This is a genomic window from Paenibacillus oryzisoli (assembly GCF_001653565.1).
Taxonomy (GTDB): Bacteria; Bacillota; Bacilli; order Paenibacillales; family NBRC-103111; genus Paenibacillus_E; species Paenibacillus_E oryzisoli.
Window position 1 is genome coordinate 64,759 of the sequence record NZ_LYPB01000090.1, and the last position, 18,110, is coordinate 82,868.

The 18,110-nt window shown below is 46.1% G+C and carries 15 protein-coding genes; 9 read left to right on the plus strand and 6 right to left on the minus strand.

Annotated elements, in window-relative coordinates; all coding sequences use genetic code 11:
• Positions 1-625: 625 nt before the first annotated feature.
• From A8708_RS29590 to A8708_RS29600, 3 genes are read left to right on the plus strand one after another with little or no spacing between them, the layout of a single operon-like run.
• Positions 626-1,273 carry a chromate transporter gene (locus A8708_RS29590; RefSeq protein WP_068669784.1) on the plus strand — a complete coding sequence of 216 codons (648 nt, stop codon included), beginning with the start codon at positions 626-628 and terminating at the stop codon, positions 1,271-1,273.
• Positions 1,274-1,290: 17 nt separating this feature from the next.
• Entirely contained in the window at positions 1,291-1,830 is a 540-nt protein-coding gene (locus A8708_RS29595) for a chromate transporter (RefSeq protein ID WP_068669786.1), read from the plus strand.
• Positions 1,831-1,863: 33 nt separating this feature from the next.
• Positions 1,864-2,838 carry a formylglycine-generating enzyme family protein gene (locus A8708_RS29600; protein ID WP_068669788.1) on the plus strand — a complete coding sequence of 325 codons (975 nt, stop codon included), beginning with the start codon at positions 1,864-1,866 and terminating at the stop codon, positions 2,836-2,838.
• A gap of 362 nt (positions 2,839-3,200) precedes the next feature.
• Here the strand turns inward: A8708_RS29600 and modB are convergent, their stop codons facing one another.
• A complete protein-coding gene (modB, locus tag A8708_RS29605) occupies positions 3,201-3,839 on the minus strand; it encodes a molybdate ABC transporter permease subunit (protein WP_420848633.1) in 639 nt (212 codons plus the stop codon).
• A gap of 41 nt (positions 3,840-3,880) precedes the next feature.
• Entirely contained in the window at positions 3,881-4,666 is a 786-nt protein-coding gene (modA, locus tag A8708_RS29610; protein ID WP_068669792.1) for a molybdate ABC transporter substrate-binding protein, read from the minus strand.
• Positions 4,667-4,830: 164 nt separating this feature from the next.
• On the opposite strand from modA, the gene A8708_RS29615 reads away from it, so the two are divergent.
• Both A8708_RS29615 and A8708_RS29620 read left to right on the plus strand, forming a co-directional pair.
• Positions 4,831-5,787 carry a helix-turn-helix transcriptional regulator gene (locus A8708_RS29615; protein ID WP_068669794.1) on the plus strand — a complete coding sequence of 319 codons (957 nt, stop codon included), beginning with the start codon at positions 4,831-4,833 and terminating at the stop codon, positions 5,785-5,787.
• 12 nt (positions 5,788-5,799) lie between these two features.
• Positions 5,800-6,075, plus strand: coding sequence for a transporter suffix domain-containing protein (locus A8708_RS29620; RefSeq protein WP_068669796.1), 276 nt, complete (start codon positions 5,800-5,802; stop codon positions 6,073-6,075).
• Positions 6,076-6,207: 132 nt separating this feature from the next.
• Here A8708_RS29620 and A8708_RS29625 read toward each other — a convergent pair whose 3' ends face one another.
• On the minus strand, positions 6,208-6,786 hold the full coding sequence (locus A8708_RS29625) for a LysR family transcriptional regulator substrate-binding protein (protein WP_082927892.1): 579 nt from the start codon (positions 6,784-6,786) through the stop codon (positions 6,208-6,210).
• Between the two features lie 368 nt (positions 6,787-7,154).
• Here A8708_RS29625 and A8708_RS29630 point away from each other — a divergent pair, with 368 nt between their 5' ends.
• Positions 7,155-7,451, plus strand: coding sequence for a DUF6509 family protein (locus A8708_RS29630; protein ID WP_068669800.1), 297 nt, complete (start codon positions 7,155-7,157; stop codon positions 7,449-7,451).
• A gap of 539 nt (positions 7,452-7,990) precedes the next feature.
• Here the strand turns inward: A8708_RS29630 and A8708_RS29635 are convergent.
• The 3 genes from A8708_RS29635 to A8708_RS29645 form a co-directional block, all read right to left on the minus strand.
• The gene (locus tag A8708_RS29635) at positions 7,991-8,932 is read right to left on the minus strand and encodes an aldo/keto reductase family protein (RefSeq protein WP_068669802.1); all 942 of its coding nucleotides are present in this window, start codon (positions 8,930-8,932) and stop codon (positions 7,991-7,993) included.
• A gap of 406 nt (positions 8,933-9,338) precedes the next feature.
• Positions 9,339-10,427: an L-dopachrome tautomerase-related protein gene (locus A8708_RS29640; RefSeq protein ID WP_204787670.1), complete on the minus strand. Its 1,089-nt coding sequence runs from the start codon at positions 10,425-10,427 to the stop codon at positions 9,339-9,341.
• 668 nt (positions 10,428-11,095) lie between these two features.
• On the minus strand, positions 11,096-12,232 hold the full coding sequence (locus A8708_RS29645; RefSeq protein ID WP_068669806.1) for a GGDEF domain-containing protein: 1,137 nt from the start codon (positions 12,230-12,232) through the stop codon (positions 11,096-11,098).
• Positions 12,233-12,405: 173 nt separating this feature from the next.
• Between A8708_RS29645 and A8708_RS29650 the strand changes: the two genes are divergently transcribed.
• The 3 genes from A8708_RS29650 to A8708_RS29660 are packed head-to-tail and all read left to right on the plus strand — an operon-like array spanning position 12,406 to position 18,106.
• On the plus strand, positions 12,406-13,569 hold the full coding sequence (locus tag A8708_RS29650; protein ID WP_068669807.1) for a glycosyltransferase family 4 protein: 1,164 nt from the start codon (positions 12,406-12,408) through the stop codon (positions 13,567-13,569).
• A 26-nt stretch (positions 13,570-13,595) separates the two neighbouring features.
• Positions 13,596-14,876, plus strand: a complete 1,281-nt coding sequence (locus A8708_RS29655) for a metallophosphoesterase family protein (protein WP_068669809.1) — start codon at positions 13,596-13,598, stop codon at positions 14,874-14,876.
• Positions 14,873-18,106, plus strand: a complete 3,234-nt coding sequence (locus A8708_RS29660; RefSeq protein WP_068669811.1) for an AAA family ATPase — start codon at positions 14,873-14,875, stop codon at positions 18,104-18,106. The genes A8708_RS29655 and A8708_RS29660 overlap by 4 nt, the downstream gene beginning before the upstream one ends.
• Positions 18,107-18,110: the final 4 nt, after the last annotated feature.

Genomic DNA, 18,110 nt, shown 5'->3' on the forward strand with positions numbered 1-18,110 from the left:
GACAACATAACAAGACAACATAACAAGACAACATAACAAGACAACATTACCATTACTGCGCAAATTTGGGAGAAGCAAGATTAGTCCGAAATTTCCGAATTAAAATGAAGATTATTGGTGGGAAATCGCTAATAGTCCTAATTTACCCAACTAAATTGCCGATTCTCACTCGCTGAAGGTAATTTGGTCGATTTAGTTGGGATATTTAGGACTACTCGTACTTAAGAGTGGAGTAAAGTGAAATTAGTTCGGAAATTCCTGACTATTTGGTGTCAAGGGAGTAAAGTAACCGGCCGAAAGTCGAAAAAATCGACTTACACGTACCCAAGAGCGCCGCGCTGAAGCCGAAAGTCAAAATGCGACCTACACTCTCCGGAAATCACCGAACGTAGACACCTATCCGCTAACTTCGATTAAATCATGCCCTTCTGCTCGCTTTATCTACAAACACTTAAAATCATTGTGAATAAAACTAAGTGAAATGATCGGATTATACGGATTATATTTTCGTGAATACTGCCGGATTAATTTCGATTAATCCTAATATCTAAAATGTTTATTCCATTTTGGAGTTAAGTGGGGTATAATTGATTTACCATACAAATGGGCTAAAGGAGGAATCCATATGCGAAAGCATCACTTACATCTTTGTTTGGATATATTCTGGACATTTCTTAAGATCGGACCATCCACGTTTGGCGGCGGCTATGCCATGATTCCCGTTATTGAGCGGGAAGTAGTCGAAAAGCGAGAGTGGGTCAAACAAGACGAGATTTCCAACATCATATCCATAGCAGGTTCTGCTCCTGGTGGGATCGGTATCAATGCATCGGCATTTATTGGCTATCGAATGGCTGGTATCTCTGGTGCAGCGGCAGCCGTCATCGGCATCGCTTTACCAACATTTCTAATTGCGTTAACACTTAGCATTTTCTTGGTTTTCATGCAGGCGGATCCGAAAGTTGTGGCCGCATTCAAAGGCATTCATGGAGCAATCATTGGACTCATCGTGTTAGCGGCATATAATATGGCTCGTTCGGCGATTTTTGATAAAACGACATTAGTTACGGCAATTAGCACGGTAGCGATTCTGTTGCTGCTTCCTATTAACCCGCTCTTCATGATACTCATCGGTTTATTTATTGGTTTTGTTTTTGTCAAAGTGAAAGAAACGTTTGGCTTCCAAATTAGCTTGGAAAAAGGCAAAGAACCTGTACACACCTCCTATAATGGCTACACCTACTACGATTATTACATCGCGGATGGGATATGAGAGGGGGGGCGAAGTAGATGGTGTTATGGGAACTCTTTATTACTTTTTTGAAAATAGGATTCATGTCATTCGGCGGCGGTTATGCGATGATCCCAATTATTCAGCATGAGGTCGAGCAGCATAAATGGATGACGACAGAGCATTTTGCTCAGAGTGTAGCGGCGGCAGGAATGTCACCTGGGCCAATTGCAACGAATACAGCAACGATAATTGGCTACAAAGCAGATGGCATTCTTGGTGCTCTAATTGCAACGATTGGCATGGTATTACCGTCTTTAGTTATTGTAATTATCATTTCTTCTTTCTTTTATAAAATAGTTCAAAGTAGAGCGGTGCACACCACGTTTTATGGGTTGAGACCGATTGTAACTGGATTAATTGTCTATGCGGCCATTCATTTTGGCTTCTCGGATCGTACGCAACAGCTTTTTTCGTGGGAAGTTTTGTTCACTGTAGGAATCGCGGCTGGCGTGTTTATCGTTGTCCAAAAGTACAAATGGCATCCACTTGCCACGATTGTATTGTCGGCACTCGTCGGAATTGCTATATTTAGTTAACTGCATATTAACGAAAGTGAGAGGACGACAGTTATGGAAACGAATAAACCAACATGCTGCTCAGCCAGCCGCGCGTCATCCGATCAACCATCAGCACATCCCGAAGCGATAATGTCAGTTGAAACATTAGGGACGGCTCGCCAAATTGACAAAGATGGCATGATATTCATTCCTGGTGGAAAATTTCTAATGGGAACGGATGATCGTGAAGGTTTCCCTGCGGATGGTGAAGGACCGGTACGTGAGATTAACATAAAACCCTTCTACGTAGACGCTTGTGCAGTTACGAATGCAGAGTTCAATCAATTTGTTGATGCGACGAATTACCAAACAGAGGCGGAATCCTTTGGCTGGTCATTTGTTTTTCATTTGTTTGTGTCCGAAGCAACGGCAGCGCAAGTGCAGAATAAAGTCCAACAAACTCCATGGTGGTGGGTGGTGGAGGGGGCCGATTGGCTGCATCCGGAAGGCCCCGATTCACACGTTGAAGATCGCTGGGATCACCCCGTTATTCATGTTTCATGGAGCGATGCGATGGCTTATTGCAAATGGGCAGGCAAACGTCTACTGACAGAAGCCGAATGGGAATTTGCCGCTCGCGGTGGATTGACCCAGAAGCGCTATCCTTGGGGAGACGAGCTTAAGCCAGGCGGAAAACATATGTGTAACATTTGGCAAGGGAAGTTTCCTGACAAAAACAATCAAAGTGACGGGTACGCAGGAACAGCACCTGTCAAAGCATTCGAACCCAATGCATTCGGCTTATATAACGTGGCAGGCAACGTGTGGGAGTGGTGCTCTGATTGGTTCAGTCCTAATTATCATGTGAAGGGATCAAAGGACAACCCTGTAGGCCCTCCATCTGGAGACACGCGCGTTCTTCGTGGCGGCTCATATTTGTGTCACCGTTCCTACTGCAATCGTTATCGTGTTGCTGCACGCAGTAAAAATACACCAGACAGCTCAACCGGCAACATTGGATTTCGATGCGCGGCGGATGCCAAGTAGTTGAACTGAAAATCCACCCATCCTTAACGGATAGGTGGATTTTTGCTGTGTATTTGTATGGTGGTCGTGATAGTTTTAACTGTAAAAAGTACAGTTATTTTCCTGGGAAATCAAGTGAAAATTGACTTAGATGGAAAATGTACATTTAAATTTCCGGTAAAATATGTTTTTACAGGAAATGTTGATGTTAATTACATATTTTCCATATATTTCAATAAATAACTCTAATTTGACTGAAATAAATGTAGGTTTTCCATCTATCTGAACGGAGGAGTAGAAGTGATTCAATCGAGTACAGAGCCAGCTAGTTTGGCCCACACAGATGGCGTGTTCCATCTATCTGAACGGTGGAGTACAGCATCCTACTCCTCCCCGCGGTCCCTCCGATTAGCCAGCAGCAAGAAGCCGAATGAAATGGCAATGATCGCGCCGGCCCAGCACCAGGCTAACGTGTGATTGCCTGCCTCGACCGCGATGTAGATGGCGGTTGGCAACGTTTGGGTGCGATGCGGAATATTGCCCGCAATCATCAAGGTGGCGCCGAACTCGCCGAGTCCACGCGCGAAGCCAAGGATGTACGCTGCACGGACCGAGCGCCACGCGAGTGGCAAGGTGATATACCATAGCACCTGCCACTCGTTAGCTCCCGCGGAGCGCGCGGCGTACTCAAGATCTGCCTTGACCGAGGCGAAGCCGGTCTTCATCGTTTGATAAACAAGGGGGAAAGCGACAACGATCGAAGCGATCACGGCCGCCCCCCAGGTGAAAATAATTGATTGATGGAACAAAGTGTCCATCACAGTGCCAATCCAGCTCTTCTTGCCGAGCATAACGAGCAAGATAAATCCAACTACCGTAGGTGGCAGCACCAGCGGCAGCATAAAGGCCGTCTCGATCAAAGACTTCCCACGGAAGCTCTTCCTATTCATTAGCCATGCCGCATATCCGCCGAGTGCCAGAACGAAGATGCTGGCAACCAATGCGACTTTCAAAGACAGCATAATCGGTGAAACAAACTCACTCCATGTGATAGCGTCCATCGCTATTGAGGCATTGTGAAGCCGAATTTCACGAATATGTCTTGTGCTTCTTTACTTTTCAAAAAAGTGTAAAATTCAGTTGCTTCTTTGGTATGTTTGCTCGCTTTGACAATACCAGCAGGATATTCGATTGGTTTGTAGGATTTGGGATCGACGGTGAAGGCAACTTTCACCTTCGTAGACGTTAACGCGTCTGTTTTATACACGAAGCCTGCTTCTGCATTCCCAGACTCAACATAGGTAAGGACTTGACGGACATCTTTGCCTTGCACGATTTTGGCTTGCAGCGGATCCCAGAGCTTCGCGTTCGTTAAAGCTTCTTTGGCATAGGTGCCGGCGGGTACGGTTTGAGGCTCGCCGACAGCAATATGCGTGACACTAGGTCCAGATAGATCTTCAAGCTTTTGCACATTCGATTTGCTTTCTACGGGAACGATGACCACCAAGCCGTTAAGGAGCAAATTACTTTGCTGTGATGCATCGATGAATGATTTATCAACGAGTTCTTTCATGTTTTTGCTAGCAGCAGACAGGAAGACATCAGCTGGAGCGCCTTGCTCAATTTGCTGTTGCAGGGCGCCGGAAGCACCGAAATTAAACTGCAGTTTAATGTGTGAATGTGTCTTCTCATAGTTGGTTTGAATCTCTTTCATGGCATCCGTTAAACTGGCTGCCGCTGAAATGGTTAGTTCGACATTGGATTGTTCCACTTGCTTGGCACATCCTGTTGCTACAGAACAAGAGATAATAAGAAATAGCATAGAACGAAACATAACATTTTTTAACATAGGAACCCCTCCACAACAAATTATTTATCTATTTAATTATAAATAGTATGGTTTAGATATAAATAATTATAGTTGATCATCATAAGAACGTAAATAACTAAAGTTTGAATTACCTAGGTCTTGCGCTTATGATAGAAGGAGACATCGACGTATGGAGGAAAATGATGACAAGCGACATATCCTATACAACGGAAGACATCTCCAAACTCCTGAAAATCTCCAAGCTAACGGTCTATGATTTGATCAAGAAAGGGGATCTCCCCGCTTATCGCGTTGGCAAGCAAATGCGGGTAGATGCAGCGGATCTTGAGGCTTACAAAGTACGGGCCAAAAGCGGCCGAGGGGTTGCAATCAAGACCGAGCCCAAAGAAAGCGTTCCAAGTCAACCGCATATCACAACAAAGACCGCATCGCAGCATGCCATTGTCATAACCGGTCAGGATGTTAGTTTGGATATTTTGGCCAAACATTTGGAGAAAAAAGCCCCGCAGATCAGACCACTCCGCTCCTACGTCGGCAGCTTAGACAGCCTAATTGCAATGTATAAAGGTGAATCAGACATAGTCAGTACGCATTTATTGGACGGTGACACTGGTGAATATAACATTCCCTATATTCGGAAATTACTGATTGGATCTTCCTATGTTGTAGTGAATTTGGTTTCTCGTGCAGCAGGTTTATATGTTCAAAAGGGGAACCCTAAGCAACTTCGCGGCTGGGCAGATCTCCAGCAACCCCATTTACGGCTTGCAAATCGGGAGAAGGGCTCTGGTGCACGCGTCCTCTTAGATGAGCAACTTAGACTTCATGGCATCCCTAGTCAACTAATGGTAGGGTACGAGCAGGAAGAATCTAATCACATGGGTGTCGCAGGGAAAGTGGCACTTGGCGAAGCGAACTTCGGAGTAGGGATTGAGAAGGCGGCTTACATGGTCGGGGGGGTGGATTTCATCCCATTAATTAAGGAACGCGTAGATCTTGTCATGTTGAAGAAACCGGAGAATCTGGCATGGATTGAAGCTGTTAAAGAGGTACTGCAGTCAGAAGCATTCCATCATGAGCTTCGACCGATTCAGGGCTATGATCTTTCGCAAACGGGTCGGATTTTATTTGAAACCTAAGGGGGAAATGACATGTCGAAGAAACTAGGTATTAGCTCGTTAATATTGTCAGCAATCGCATTAATAAGTGCATTAACGATCCCATTCATTGTACATACGGGAGGCGATATGGCCAAATGGATTGCAGGATTGCTTATTTTCAGTGAGGTTACCTTCTGGACGGGGGGCATTGTATTAGGCAAAGAGGTCGCCAAGAAATACAGGAGCTACCTTAACCCGAAAAACTGGAAACGGAAGAACGATCCAGTTCAGCCAGTTCAGGTGTCCACCAAACAAGACGACGTATAAAACGAGGCTGTCGCAAAAGTCATTCTAGACTTTGTGAAACAGCCTCGTTTTTTCGTTTATGACCGATAGGGTATATACCTGCTTCGCAATTACAGGGGTTCAGCCTCTTTTTATTCTTTCGCTAACCATCTCTCAAGAGGCAGACGATACTGTGCTCGTCAGCTCTTTACGGAAAATTTCGACGAGACTCTCTGTCGCCAAGCTGAAGGTGCTGGCATTCATTTTGCGAAGTAAGCCTGTGACTAAACCGGAATCCAAATCGTCAATTGTGTTAAGAACCGTGCCAGGCGGCGTTGGTGTTGCAGAAATGACAGGAACAACGGCGATGCCGAAATTGGCTTGCACATAATATTTAAGCGCGGCCATATTGCCAATCTCCATGCCGGAGAAGGGGCTGCCGCCATTTTCGAGCAATGCATTCTCAAGCTTTTGACGATAAGGGCATTGTGAATTCGTAATTAGCAGATGCTCATGCTGCAAATCCTGTAACCGAATGGTCGGTTTGGAAGCTAATGAATGCGTTTCAGGGACGAGCAGTGAGAGTCTTTTGCTGAAAATAGGTTCGAAGGAATGGTCCAATCCCGTATTAGGCGTCGAGCAAATGGCCATATCAATGCTCCCCTCATGGAGCATTTGACCAAGCACTGTCGTGTTGCCAATGTGAATGGAAATCTTCACTTTGGGATGCTGACGCAAGAAGGGACCAAGCAGCCACGTTCCAAAAGTTTAACCCCCAGATCACTTTCAAGCTTCGGTATATGCAACGTTACGGTCGATGTCCATTTAATGATTTTGACTGGAGCGTATATCCGTTAGAAGAACCTTTCCCGGACCTCGGGGATTTTGGGGCTCGCATTTGTTGCAAATTGGGCGTAATTTGGATGCTTTAGGTGTGAAGTAAAGGCCGGTAAATAACGTGTGGAATACCAATAGGATGACGGATAGGAAGACCGAAACATGACCAAAAGAGCAATAGGATGAGCGATAGAGGCATTTTCTGGGACAACAGAGGGGTGCCTTTTTTCTTTTGTCCGCATTTCGGTTATACTAACAGGTGCAGAAGAGAAAGGGGCGGTACGATGTTTACTATTACAACCTACACCGTAGAATTAGTTCGAGATCCTTTTGGGATTTTGACAGGACAACGCTATGAATTTATCATCGATATCGAAGTTGAGGAAGATGATGAGCTATATTCCGAGAGCGGTCTATATATTCGAGCGATCTACAATGTAACGGAAGAAACGTCAGCACTTATGAAATACGAGTTGTATGAGAAAACGACCGAGCTTTATCTGGATTTTGACCTAGAAGACGATGAAGTTGCCGTCGTGGAAGCGTTCTGTAAAGAGCATTACTTGGAAGGTAATGAATAAGGGGGAGCGAAGTTAGCTCTTCTTTTTTTTATTAAAAGATCAGGCGAATAGATGGATTTCCTGTAGTTAATTCTGCTGGAACTGCGCGAATTCAGCGGATAAATGGATTTTATACAGTTAATATTACGTATATGGCGTCAATATGTGTTTTGGGGGAGAATTAACTACATAATTTCCATTTAAATGGAATTATCGCTAGAAATACAATTGAATAGCTGTATATTTTCCAGTTATTCTCGGTTGTTGAATCTAACTAACCCCAATTACCCGAATACGCGAACGAAGTACCAAAACACTAAAACACAGCACTCAAAAAGCCAAATAAGCCATCTCTAACGACAAACTCAGCTACTCAAAGAGACTAATCGCACACCAGACATATCTACTCCAACAGACTAATACCACTACCAAACTCATCTACTTAAAGAGACTAATCGCACCACCAGACTCATCTACTCCAGCTTCCTATTAAACGCAAAAACCTGCACAATGGCAGGCTTTGCATTTCACATACTATGCAATTGTTAAAGTGATTTAAGTTAGCCTTGCAGTATTGTCTCAATGCCCTTCAGCACATCATCTGTCAATTGAATGCCGCTCGCGTTGCAATTCTCAACAACCTGCTCCGGTCGGCTTGCACCAACAAGTGCGCTGGATACGTTGTTTTGACGCAGGATCCAAGCGATTGCCAGCTGGGATACTTTGATTCCTAATTCATCGGCGATGCCGGATAATTGAGCTACCTTATGCAAGGAAGCTTCATTCAGCTGCTTTTCATCCCAATTTTTACTGTTTGCACGGCTATCCGCTGCAATTGGCTGTCCTGCACGGTATTTACCGGTCAGCAGTCCTTGGGCAAGTGGCGAGAAGACAACCTGTCCGAAGCCTTTGGATTCACCGAGGGGGATAATATCTTTTTCGATATAGCGGTTGAACATATTGTACACAGGCTGATTCACGATTAGCTTATCTAGCAAGAGCCGATCCGCAATGGCGTAAGCCTCCACGATTTGCGCAGGAGTCCACTCGCTCACGCCGATATATAGCACTTTGCCTTGCGTAACGAGATCATCCAACGCTCGCAGTGTTTCTTCCAGCGGTGTTTCCGGGTCAAAACGGTGACAATAATACACATCTACATAATCTGTATTCAGACGACGAAGACTTGCTTCTGCTTGTTCTTTAATATGCTTACGGGAAAGACCGCGATCGTTTGGACCTTCACCCATTTTACCGAATACTTTAGTAGCGAGTACATAAGAATCCCTCGGATAGGCGGCTAACACTTTCCCCATCACCTGCTCGGCTTCACCGCGCTCATACACGTTAGCTGTATCGAAAAAGTTTACACCTAGATCATAGGCTTGCTCAATAGAACGAACCGCAGGATCTTCTCCCACATACCCGCCATAGGTGAGCCAACTGCCTAGACTGATTTCACTCACTTTGAGTCCACTATTGCCCAGTTTACGATATTGCATGCTGAAATGCCTCCTGCTCTAATATGGAATGTGTACGCATCGCGCATTGCGTATGTACATTCCTATTATAAAGAATTCAGGAGAGATACGTAAGGACTGAAAAGGAGGTAAGTAACTTACCTCCAGGTGGGGATGCCGGAGAATTACGGCAAAAAGAACAATTAATGTTTCGCGGTAGATGCAGTAGGAAGCTCCACGATGAACGAATGAAGCATCAGCCACGAATTGTTGCTGGCGCTCGTAAGCTTCGCGCATGGGAACCATGGTTTGTCGTGACATCCAACTGCTGAATAAGATAACCAGCGCAAGGAACAAGAACGTAATTCCGAGTAGCGCAGCCAGTAGTTTCATGATTCAGGAAAATAAAGTTTGTTAGTGATTTTTACTTTAGTAAAGTGAAATATTATTAAAACGTTGGAGCAGGTGGTTCGTCTATTTTCATACGGAGTAAACTATAAGGCTTCTGCCGCAGGTCATATCCATAATGAAATCTTGCCTGCCGATGTAATTGGTTCACGACGAAATATAAATATTGATCTGGACCAATCGAAAAAGTATCCGGCCATAAAATTCTAGGATCATGTGCGATCGTTTCCATGTTGCCATTCGGCAATATCTTTCGAATACTGTTGTTTTCGTAATCTCCAGCATAAACGTTTCCTTCTGCACCAGTGATCATGCCATCTGAAGCACCTTTTTCTCCCCAATACTTCACGTTATTCTGTAAATTCATATCCGGTATCGTTCGGTCTCTTAGGACTTCCGTTGAAATCGAGTACAGATGTCGACTGGAGAGTGGACAAAAATATAAAGTCTTGCCGTCCGGGGAAATCGCTATTCCATCAGAGGCCAATCTAAAGGGTGAAGTAGATCCATCTTTGTTTCGATTCATCAGGATTTCACCTTCAACTTTCGGTAAAAGAAAGGGATCTGGTGAAGTCGAATTTGCCCCGTTTAACCGTCTCCAGGCATAACCTGTTTCTAAATCAACGACAATAATGGCACCCGGTCCTCGGGAAGACGAATCCGTTATATAAGCATAACCTGCTTTGCCGACACGAAAATCAAATCGGACATCATTCAGATAAGTAGTTGGCAGGACAACATCCTCAGTAAATGTAAATACCCTTCTTATGCTATTTGTATTTAAATCTACAGCGACTAACTTCGCCCCCCCTTTGATGGGTTCTGAGAAATTAGGAGCCCCCGTATCCAATACCCAGAGCGTTCCCTTTCCATCAGCAACGACACTTTGGACACTAATGAAGGATGTTGTGATATTCGATTGCCTTATCAAATTAGCGTCTAAACAAGGATAAGGCTGTAATGTACCGAGTACGATTTCAGCCACCGCAAATTTAACATCATCTCCCCATTTTGGAAAGCAAATAAAAATGCGCCCAGTTTCAGAAACAGTAACGCCTGTAGGCATGGCCCCGTAAAATAGAAAAACCACTTCAAACTTACCGAAATACTTTTCACTCGGCAACATCATTTGTATTAAATCCTCCTCTACAGGTTCGAACCACTATCACCTATATATGACTGAATGTGGTTCAAATGCCTGGATAATATATATTTTATTATCCGACTGCCGCATCGCGTTGTGGTGCTGAAGAACGTCGGTATTTTAACGACAAACACGTAATAAATAGGAAGCAGAAGAAATAGGGAGGCCCCTTAAGAGCCTCCCTTTCGCTTGTCATGATTCGCTGCGCACTCTCCGAAGATTGAGAAACCGGATGATATGATCGTAAGAATCAACAGTACCGCCATTTGTGGTTCTGACCTTCACCTTATTCATGGGATGCTCCTAACCTTCAGGAGAACTAAGTCATCGGGCATGAACCGATGGGGATCGTAGAAGAAGTAGACTCCCATAAAAAGATAACAAACTACATGATGCAGCGGGGCCAATACCATCCCTAACATATATCAGAGCAAATTCACCTCGATTTGAAAAATATTAATACAATAAGGGCAGACACGCTCCTCACTTATTTTTGACCTATTTAATATAATCAATTATCGGTTTGAGTGCCTGATAATCTTGGTGAAATTTTCTATATACACGTCAAAAAGCCCCCAACTTTTCTTTAGATGAGGGTTGTCCTATAACGATCTCTATTTTCCTTGATATACATCCGGACGGTCTTTGCTTGTTCACGAGAATTTAACTACCTTGTTCTTTCCAGTCGTTTTGGCACGATACATCGCTTCGTCCGCTTGTTTGATGAGCTCTTCGGCACTTAGTCCGTTCTTGTACTTGCTATATCCGATACTAGCGGTAACGATCGTTTCCTTTTCAATGCGACTGCGAATACGTTCAGCAAAGGTATCCATTTTCACACTCGGATCAGAGACAAGCACAACCATTTCTTCACCGCCGTAGCGACCGGCAATCCCGCATTCTTCCGCTTCATCTTTCATAATTTGCGCAACCTGTTTGAGTACATTGTCACCCATTTGATGCCCTTGTGTATCATTCAGTTTCTTGAAGTTATCAATGTCACTGAACAACACATAGACAGGCAAATGGCGCTGTACATGTTGGGTAACACGATTGTAAAAGAATTTACGATTATAAAGGCGTGTGAGACCGTCTGTAATGGATGAATTATAAATGGCTTGCATGAGTTCAACAACACGATCAAAAAGCAGCATAAATAAGAGGAAATAAAAAATGATGGGCAAGAGATTTTCTGCAAAAGTAAGGACATGCTGCGCGTGATCGTAGATATAGATATTGACCAAGCGTACGGATTGATAGGTGAAATAGATCGTTAAAGCTAACTGGTATTTAAATTGTTGAGATATATAAGGTGGAATGGCATAAAAGCAAATAAAGATGAGCACGAAAACATAAAGATCGAACCCTATTGCTTGCAACAGTCGAACCTGATGCGGGTTTCCGTCATAGAGCTGAGGCACAATGAAGTGCAGCATCGAAACGACAAATCCCATCACGATCAAGCCGTAGAAAAATATGTACTGCTTCCGGTTCGTGCGATTATATAATTGATATATCCCCATATTTATAAGTACAAACGAAATAATGTTGAGCATGTTCAGAATATAATCGGTCAGACTCGTTTCCATGTCGTTAATTTTAAAATATAAGTGAGACAAATACTGAATCCCCACAAAAATGAGCGATATTGTCATAGACATATACGCTTTTTTGCGCCGGTCGAGGAACAAGCGAAGGGAAATGACGAACATGAGAGCAACGATGACAACGATGATGGCTTGCGATAAAAAGGCTGCTAAATCACCAAAAAACAAATCCAAAACGTTCATATGTTCCTCCAAGATGTCCTATTTTTCGCCATGATTAGACTCTATTATAAAGGAAAAAGCGGCGTTCGGATAGAACATTTGTGCTGTTGAGGTTGTGTTCTCTTTTCTATTCGTCTGACACAAGTTACAATAGGTATTGGTAAGCTCAAGGATTTGGGAAAGGGGCTCATGCAATGAACATATTGCAAGCATTGTTTTTCCCCCCGGAACAGCCGGGTGGGGTATCATCCATGGTTCCCTATATTTTGGAACGATTTAATAAAAAAGGTTGGGAAATGGAGCTATTCTCGCTTCCTAAACGTATTCGTGGCAAGGGAAATGAGGATGTGTCTTTCGTAACATTCGATTGGCGGAAGTATGCCGGAAACCCAATTATCGATAAATACATTCAAACCTATAGGGATTATGTATGGTGGACAAAGCTCAGAATTTCGAAAAAATTTGATATTATACATGCCCATCATCCGATTGCTGCACTGGTTATGAAACAAATTTATCCTGATACACCTGTTATTTTAACCATTCACTCCAGTTTTGAGCGAGAACTGATTTTAAACGGCCGTATTGCTGAAAATGGGATTGAGCATCAATTCCTTACCCAGATTTACGGGGAATTGGAAGCTAGGGTCGATCAGATTATTACGGTTTCTAATTCCTTTAAGCATTACATCGGCGAATATGTTCAAGATAGTGAACGTATAGGGGTTATACCGAACGGCTTTGATGAGAAGCGTTTCCGTCCGATTTCACACGAGAATGCGGTCACACAATTCATTACCGTCTGTCGTTTAGTTCCCGCCAAGGGCTTGGATACCTTGCTGATTGCTTGCGGCGAGTTGAAGAAGCGCGGACATCCATTTGTTCTGCATATTATTGGTGATGGTCCGAGCCGTGAGGAACTTGAGAAATTAGCCATTGAACATAATATTTACGAAGATACGATTTTCTATGGGTATATGCTTCATCCGGAAGAGTTCATGCCATTCTTCGATGTGTTTGTACTGCCATCTCGCGCAGAGGCCTTCGGGTCTGTATTCGCGGAAGCAGCGCTGTGCTGGTTAGCTTTGATCGGTACGAATGTTGGTGGAATCGCTGAGCAGATTGAGCATGGACACAATGGCTTGCTTGTACCTGTCGGGGATGCGATGGCGCTAAGCCATGCCTTGGAGAAAGTCGTCATAGATCCTAGCTTCCGCTATAATTTGGCGCGAGCGGCATGGGAGAAGGCGAAGAAAACCTACTCATTGAATCGTGTACTTCGTCAATTGAAAAGCGTGTATGAGCGCTATCAAATAACGGAGCAAACGAAAGAGGAAGAGGCGGGTCAACAGGAATAAAGTTGGTAAAGGAAGGCGTTAGAGCCATGAAACGACTGCGGTTTATACATGCTGCCGATTTGCACTTAGATAGCCCATTTAAAGGCATGTCGGCGCTTCCTGAACGGGTTCGAGAGCGAGTGCGAGAATCGACGTTCGAGGCCTTAAAGGAACTTGTGGCGCTTGCGATGCAAGAGCACGTGGATTTTGTATTGATTAGCGGGGATGTCTATGACGTATCAGATCGTTCGCTGCGGGCACAAATTCGTTTCCAAAGAGCAGTGGAGCAATTGGCGACGGGAGGCATTCCTGTCTATATTATTCATGGTAATCATGACCCCGAGGATGGACGTGCCGCCAAGTTGGTTTGGCCAGCAGACGTTCATTTTTTTGCGTCTGATCATGTAGAGACGTTACAGGTTGTAAAACAAGATCGTGGCATAATTGCCGAAATTCATGGAATTTCCTATGGAAGCCCAGTTGTAAGTGAGAATCTTGCCCTGAAGTTTAAAAGAGGACAGGATCAAGTGTGTCAGATTGGACTCTTGCATACGAATGTGGATGGGGACCCACATCATGATAATTATGCCCCGTGCAGCAAGCAGGATTTAATCGATGCCGGCATGGACTACTGGGCACTTGGACATGTACATACAAGACAGATTATGAACGTAAAGCCAGCGATCGTCTATCCAGGCAACATTCAAGGCCGAAGTATACGGGAAACAGGGCCTCGCGGCTGTTATCTCGTTGATATGGACGAGCAGGGACGTGCAGAGCTTATTTTCCAGGCTTTAGACACCGTTCGATGGTATCAAGAAACACTATCAGTGATCTCAATTCCATCGGAACAAATGTTGAAAGATTGCTTAGGCGAGGTATTGGATCGTCTTCGCCATGATGCTAACGGCCGAGATGGCATTGTGCGTATTGTATTGGAAGGTCGCAGCAGCATTCATGAACGTCTGCGCAAAGGCCGTGCCCTGCAGGAATTAATAGATGAATTAAGGGAAGACGAAGTGGAACGGGGCAACTTCGTGTGGATCGAATCCATTGAAGATCGAACGGCCAGCGAGATTGATCTGGCTGCTATTATGGAAGAAAAGAGCTTCTTAGGTGATCTGCTAAGGTATGCGGCGGCACTGCAAGGGGACGAATCAGCCTTGGAGAGCTTCGCTGAAGAAGCACTGGCAGCAGCCATGCAAGGACTGCCTCAGTCTGCTGGCAATCCAGCTGCCGCAACGCAGGAACAACTACGCGAATGGCTGCGTTCCGCAGAAGTGCTTGTGGCGGATCTGCTAACTACGGATGGAGGGGGAGCTGGATGAGAATAGTCGCCATACAAGTCGATGGATTTGGCTCCTTGCGCAATCGTCAGCTGCAGACCGATAGTGCGTTGACTGTATTCTACGGCGCCAACGAAGCAGGCAAGAGCACACTCATGGGCTTCGTGCGAGCGGTGCTGTTCGGCTTTCCGACGCGAACGAATCGGGCGGAGCGTTACGAACCGATGGGCGGCGGCGCCCATGGGGGCGCCCTAACCCTGCTCGATGAGCAGGGTCAGCGCATCCGCGTCGAGCGCTACGACGCGCCCGCCACAGGCGGCAAACGAGCCTCTGCGGGGCTCGTTAAGGTCACATTCACCGATGGCACCATCGGTGGCGAAGAGGAGCTGAACACGCTGCTGGGCGGCCTCTCGGCCGACCTCTACCGCAGCTTGTTCGCTTTTGGTTTAACCGAGCTGCAGGAGCTTCGCTCCCTGCAGACGGACGAGCTCAGCGGCTATCTGTATAGCGCTGGGCTCGGTGTAAGCGGCTCGGCCATCATGGAGGCCGAGCGCAAGCTGACGGCGCAGGCCGACGGCCTGTACAGACCCCGCGGACGCAATCAGGAGATGAACCGTCTCCTGAAGGAGCTCGAGGGTCTGGAGCAGTCGCTGCGCCGCAGCCGTGATGGGGCAGCCGACTACGATCGGCTGCAGGAAGAGCGCAGCGCCGCGGAGGCGCGCGCAGCTGCCCTGGAGGTGCAGCAGGAGGCGCTGCGCGCGGAGCTGCACAAGCTCGGCCTGGCCGGCAAGGCGCGCAGTGGCTGGCTGCGCTTGCGGCAGATCGGCCGCGAGCTGGAGGGCCTGCCGGCCAGGCAGGGCTTCCCGGAGCAGGCCACGGCAAGGCTGGAGGCGCTCGAGGCCGAGCTGGAGCGCCTCCAAGCGGAGCGCGACAAGCTGGAGCTTCATGTGCAGAGTATGCACAGAGATAAGGCTGCGCTCCTCTTGGAGCCCCAAGTACTCGCGCATGGGATCGAGTTGAACCATTTACTGGAACAAAGCGCTACCTATGAGGAGCATAAGCGACAGTTGGAACAGCTTGAGGTAGAAATTGCACACCAACGGTCTCACGTGGATAGAGGGCTAGCTAATTTGGATGTGCAATGGGATGAAACCGATGTCACATCATTCGCTGTGACGATTTCACTTCGCGAACAAGTGCGTACGTATAAAGAGCAATTCCGCAATCGCTCCGAACTCGAACTGCGAATGGATGCAGAATTGGACAATTTACATACACAAGTTAATCGCGCGCAAGAGCAGGTAAGTTATCTTGAAGCAGCATGCAAAGGCATACAAGTAACCTCGGAGACGATGGAAGCGGATCCCTATCTGTTATTACAGAATTTGGCTTCGGATTATGCGCGTTGGCAGCTAGTCACAAGTCAAAGATTACATCAGCAAGAACGTCAGGCTGAACAACATCTATACTTGCAGAGTCTTGAAGATGCAGCGAAAGCTGGTAGAGAAGCAACGCGTGCATTTCGTCAACGATTGATGATAGGGGCAGGCATTCTAGCGCTGGTTACTCCTTTCATAATCGGATGGCTGGGAAACTGGATTACAGCCCTTTGTGTTTTCCTTATTTTCGCAGGGGTGACGGGCTATATCTGGTGGATGGGTCGCCAAGCGGAAGGAAGCAGAGCATCTCGTGCCATGCCTTCTACCATGGCTTCTACCAATGTGCAAGATCAACGTATCGAGCAGGAGCTAGGACAACTGGAACACCGCATTCTGGAGCAGGTGCGTCAATATGAGCAAGTACAGGATCAGCAAGCCCATCTTCGAGAAGCTGCTGCTGCTTCCGAATATTCAAAGTCTGGATCCTATAGATATACTAGTATATCGATTCAAGACCTTCAGCCGCAGCTGGATGCTTGGTTCCGAGAGATTGACAAAGGTAAACACGCGCATAGTGAGCAGCTCCGTAAGCTGGAGAAATTAAGGGATGCACGGGAAAATCTACTCCTGCTTCTGGGGCAAGTTGAGCAGCGATTGCGTCATGCCGAAGACGTGAGAAAAGATACGCTCCGGGTACATACGGCCTGGGAAGAATGGCTGAACCAATTAGGCGTAGGCTCCCATTTATCGACAGATGCGCTTCTAGAAACGATTGGAGTCATCGAGAAGGCTCAGGATGGACTGCGTCAACTTCATAAACTGATCTCCAAGAGAGACATGTTAGCCGAGAACGTTCGTATTTTTGAAGAAACCGTTCGAGATCTTCTAGAATTGCCTCCATCCAGGCAAGATTATTTGTTTGCATTGAAACGATGGAAAGAAGATGAACAGCGGCAGCGTGTGCTTATTGCAGAACATAGGCAATTAGAACAAGGGATTGGCGAGTCGGAGCAAGCGCTTCTGTTAGCACAGCAGCATATGGAACGGACACAGGCACGTCTCCATCAACTTTTACAGGAAGCCACAGCGCAAGATGGCGAGCACCTGCGAATCATGGAACGGGAACTGCTCCAACGCAAGAAGCTGGAAGATGAAGGTCGGGTACTCGAATCCTCCATGGAATCGTTAGTAAGCCGTTCATTCATGGCAAGCTTTGCGGAGATGATGGAATCTCAAGGCGAAGAGGATCTGGCCCTGCAAGCTGTTTCACTGCAACAGAGGCTATCGCAGACGATTGCGCAAACGAATGAACTCAGAGAGATCATTGGCAAGCTTTCGGGCCATATTGAGAAGCTGGAGCAAGGGATGGAAGCAGCGAATCTGCGTATGCAAGCAGAAGGAATTCGAACGACGCTATCTCAGCAAGTGAACCAGTATGCGGTGGCATCATTTGCCGCGCTCCTACTGAAGAAGGCACGTGATATCTACGAAAAGGATCGTCAACCAGGCGTGCTTCTGCGGGCATCTACGTATTTTGCTATGATGACGAACGGGGCATTCGAAGCTGTTAAGGCCCCATTTGGCGAACAACGCTTAATAGCGGTAAGGTCAAATGGACAGCAAGTGGAGACGAATGTACTCAGTCGTGGGACCGCTGAGCAATTATATTTATCCATGCGATTTGCGCTTGTAGAAGAGTATGGCGGCAAAGCTATTTTACCGCTGGTTTTGGATGATATTCTCGTCAACTTCGATGAGGAACGGATGGAAAGTTGTTTGCGTGTTCTCGCTGATGTAAGTCAGCGTCATCAGGTGCTGCTCTTTACCTGTCATGGCCATGTACGTGATGCGGCAGCACGTGTAATTCCTAATCATCTATATATTCAATTATAGAAAG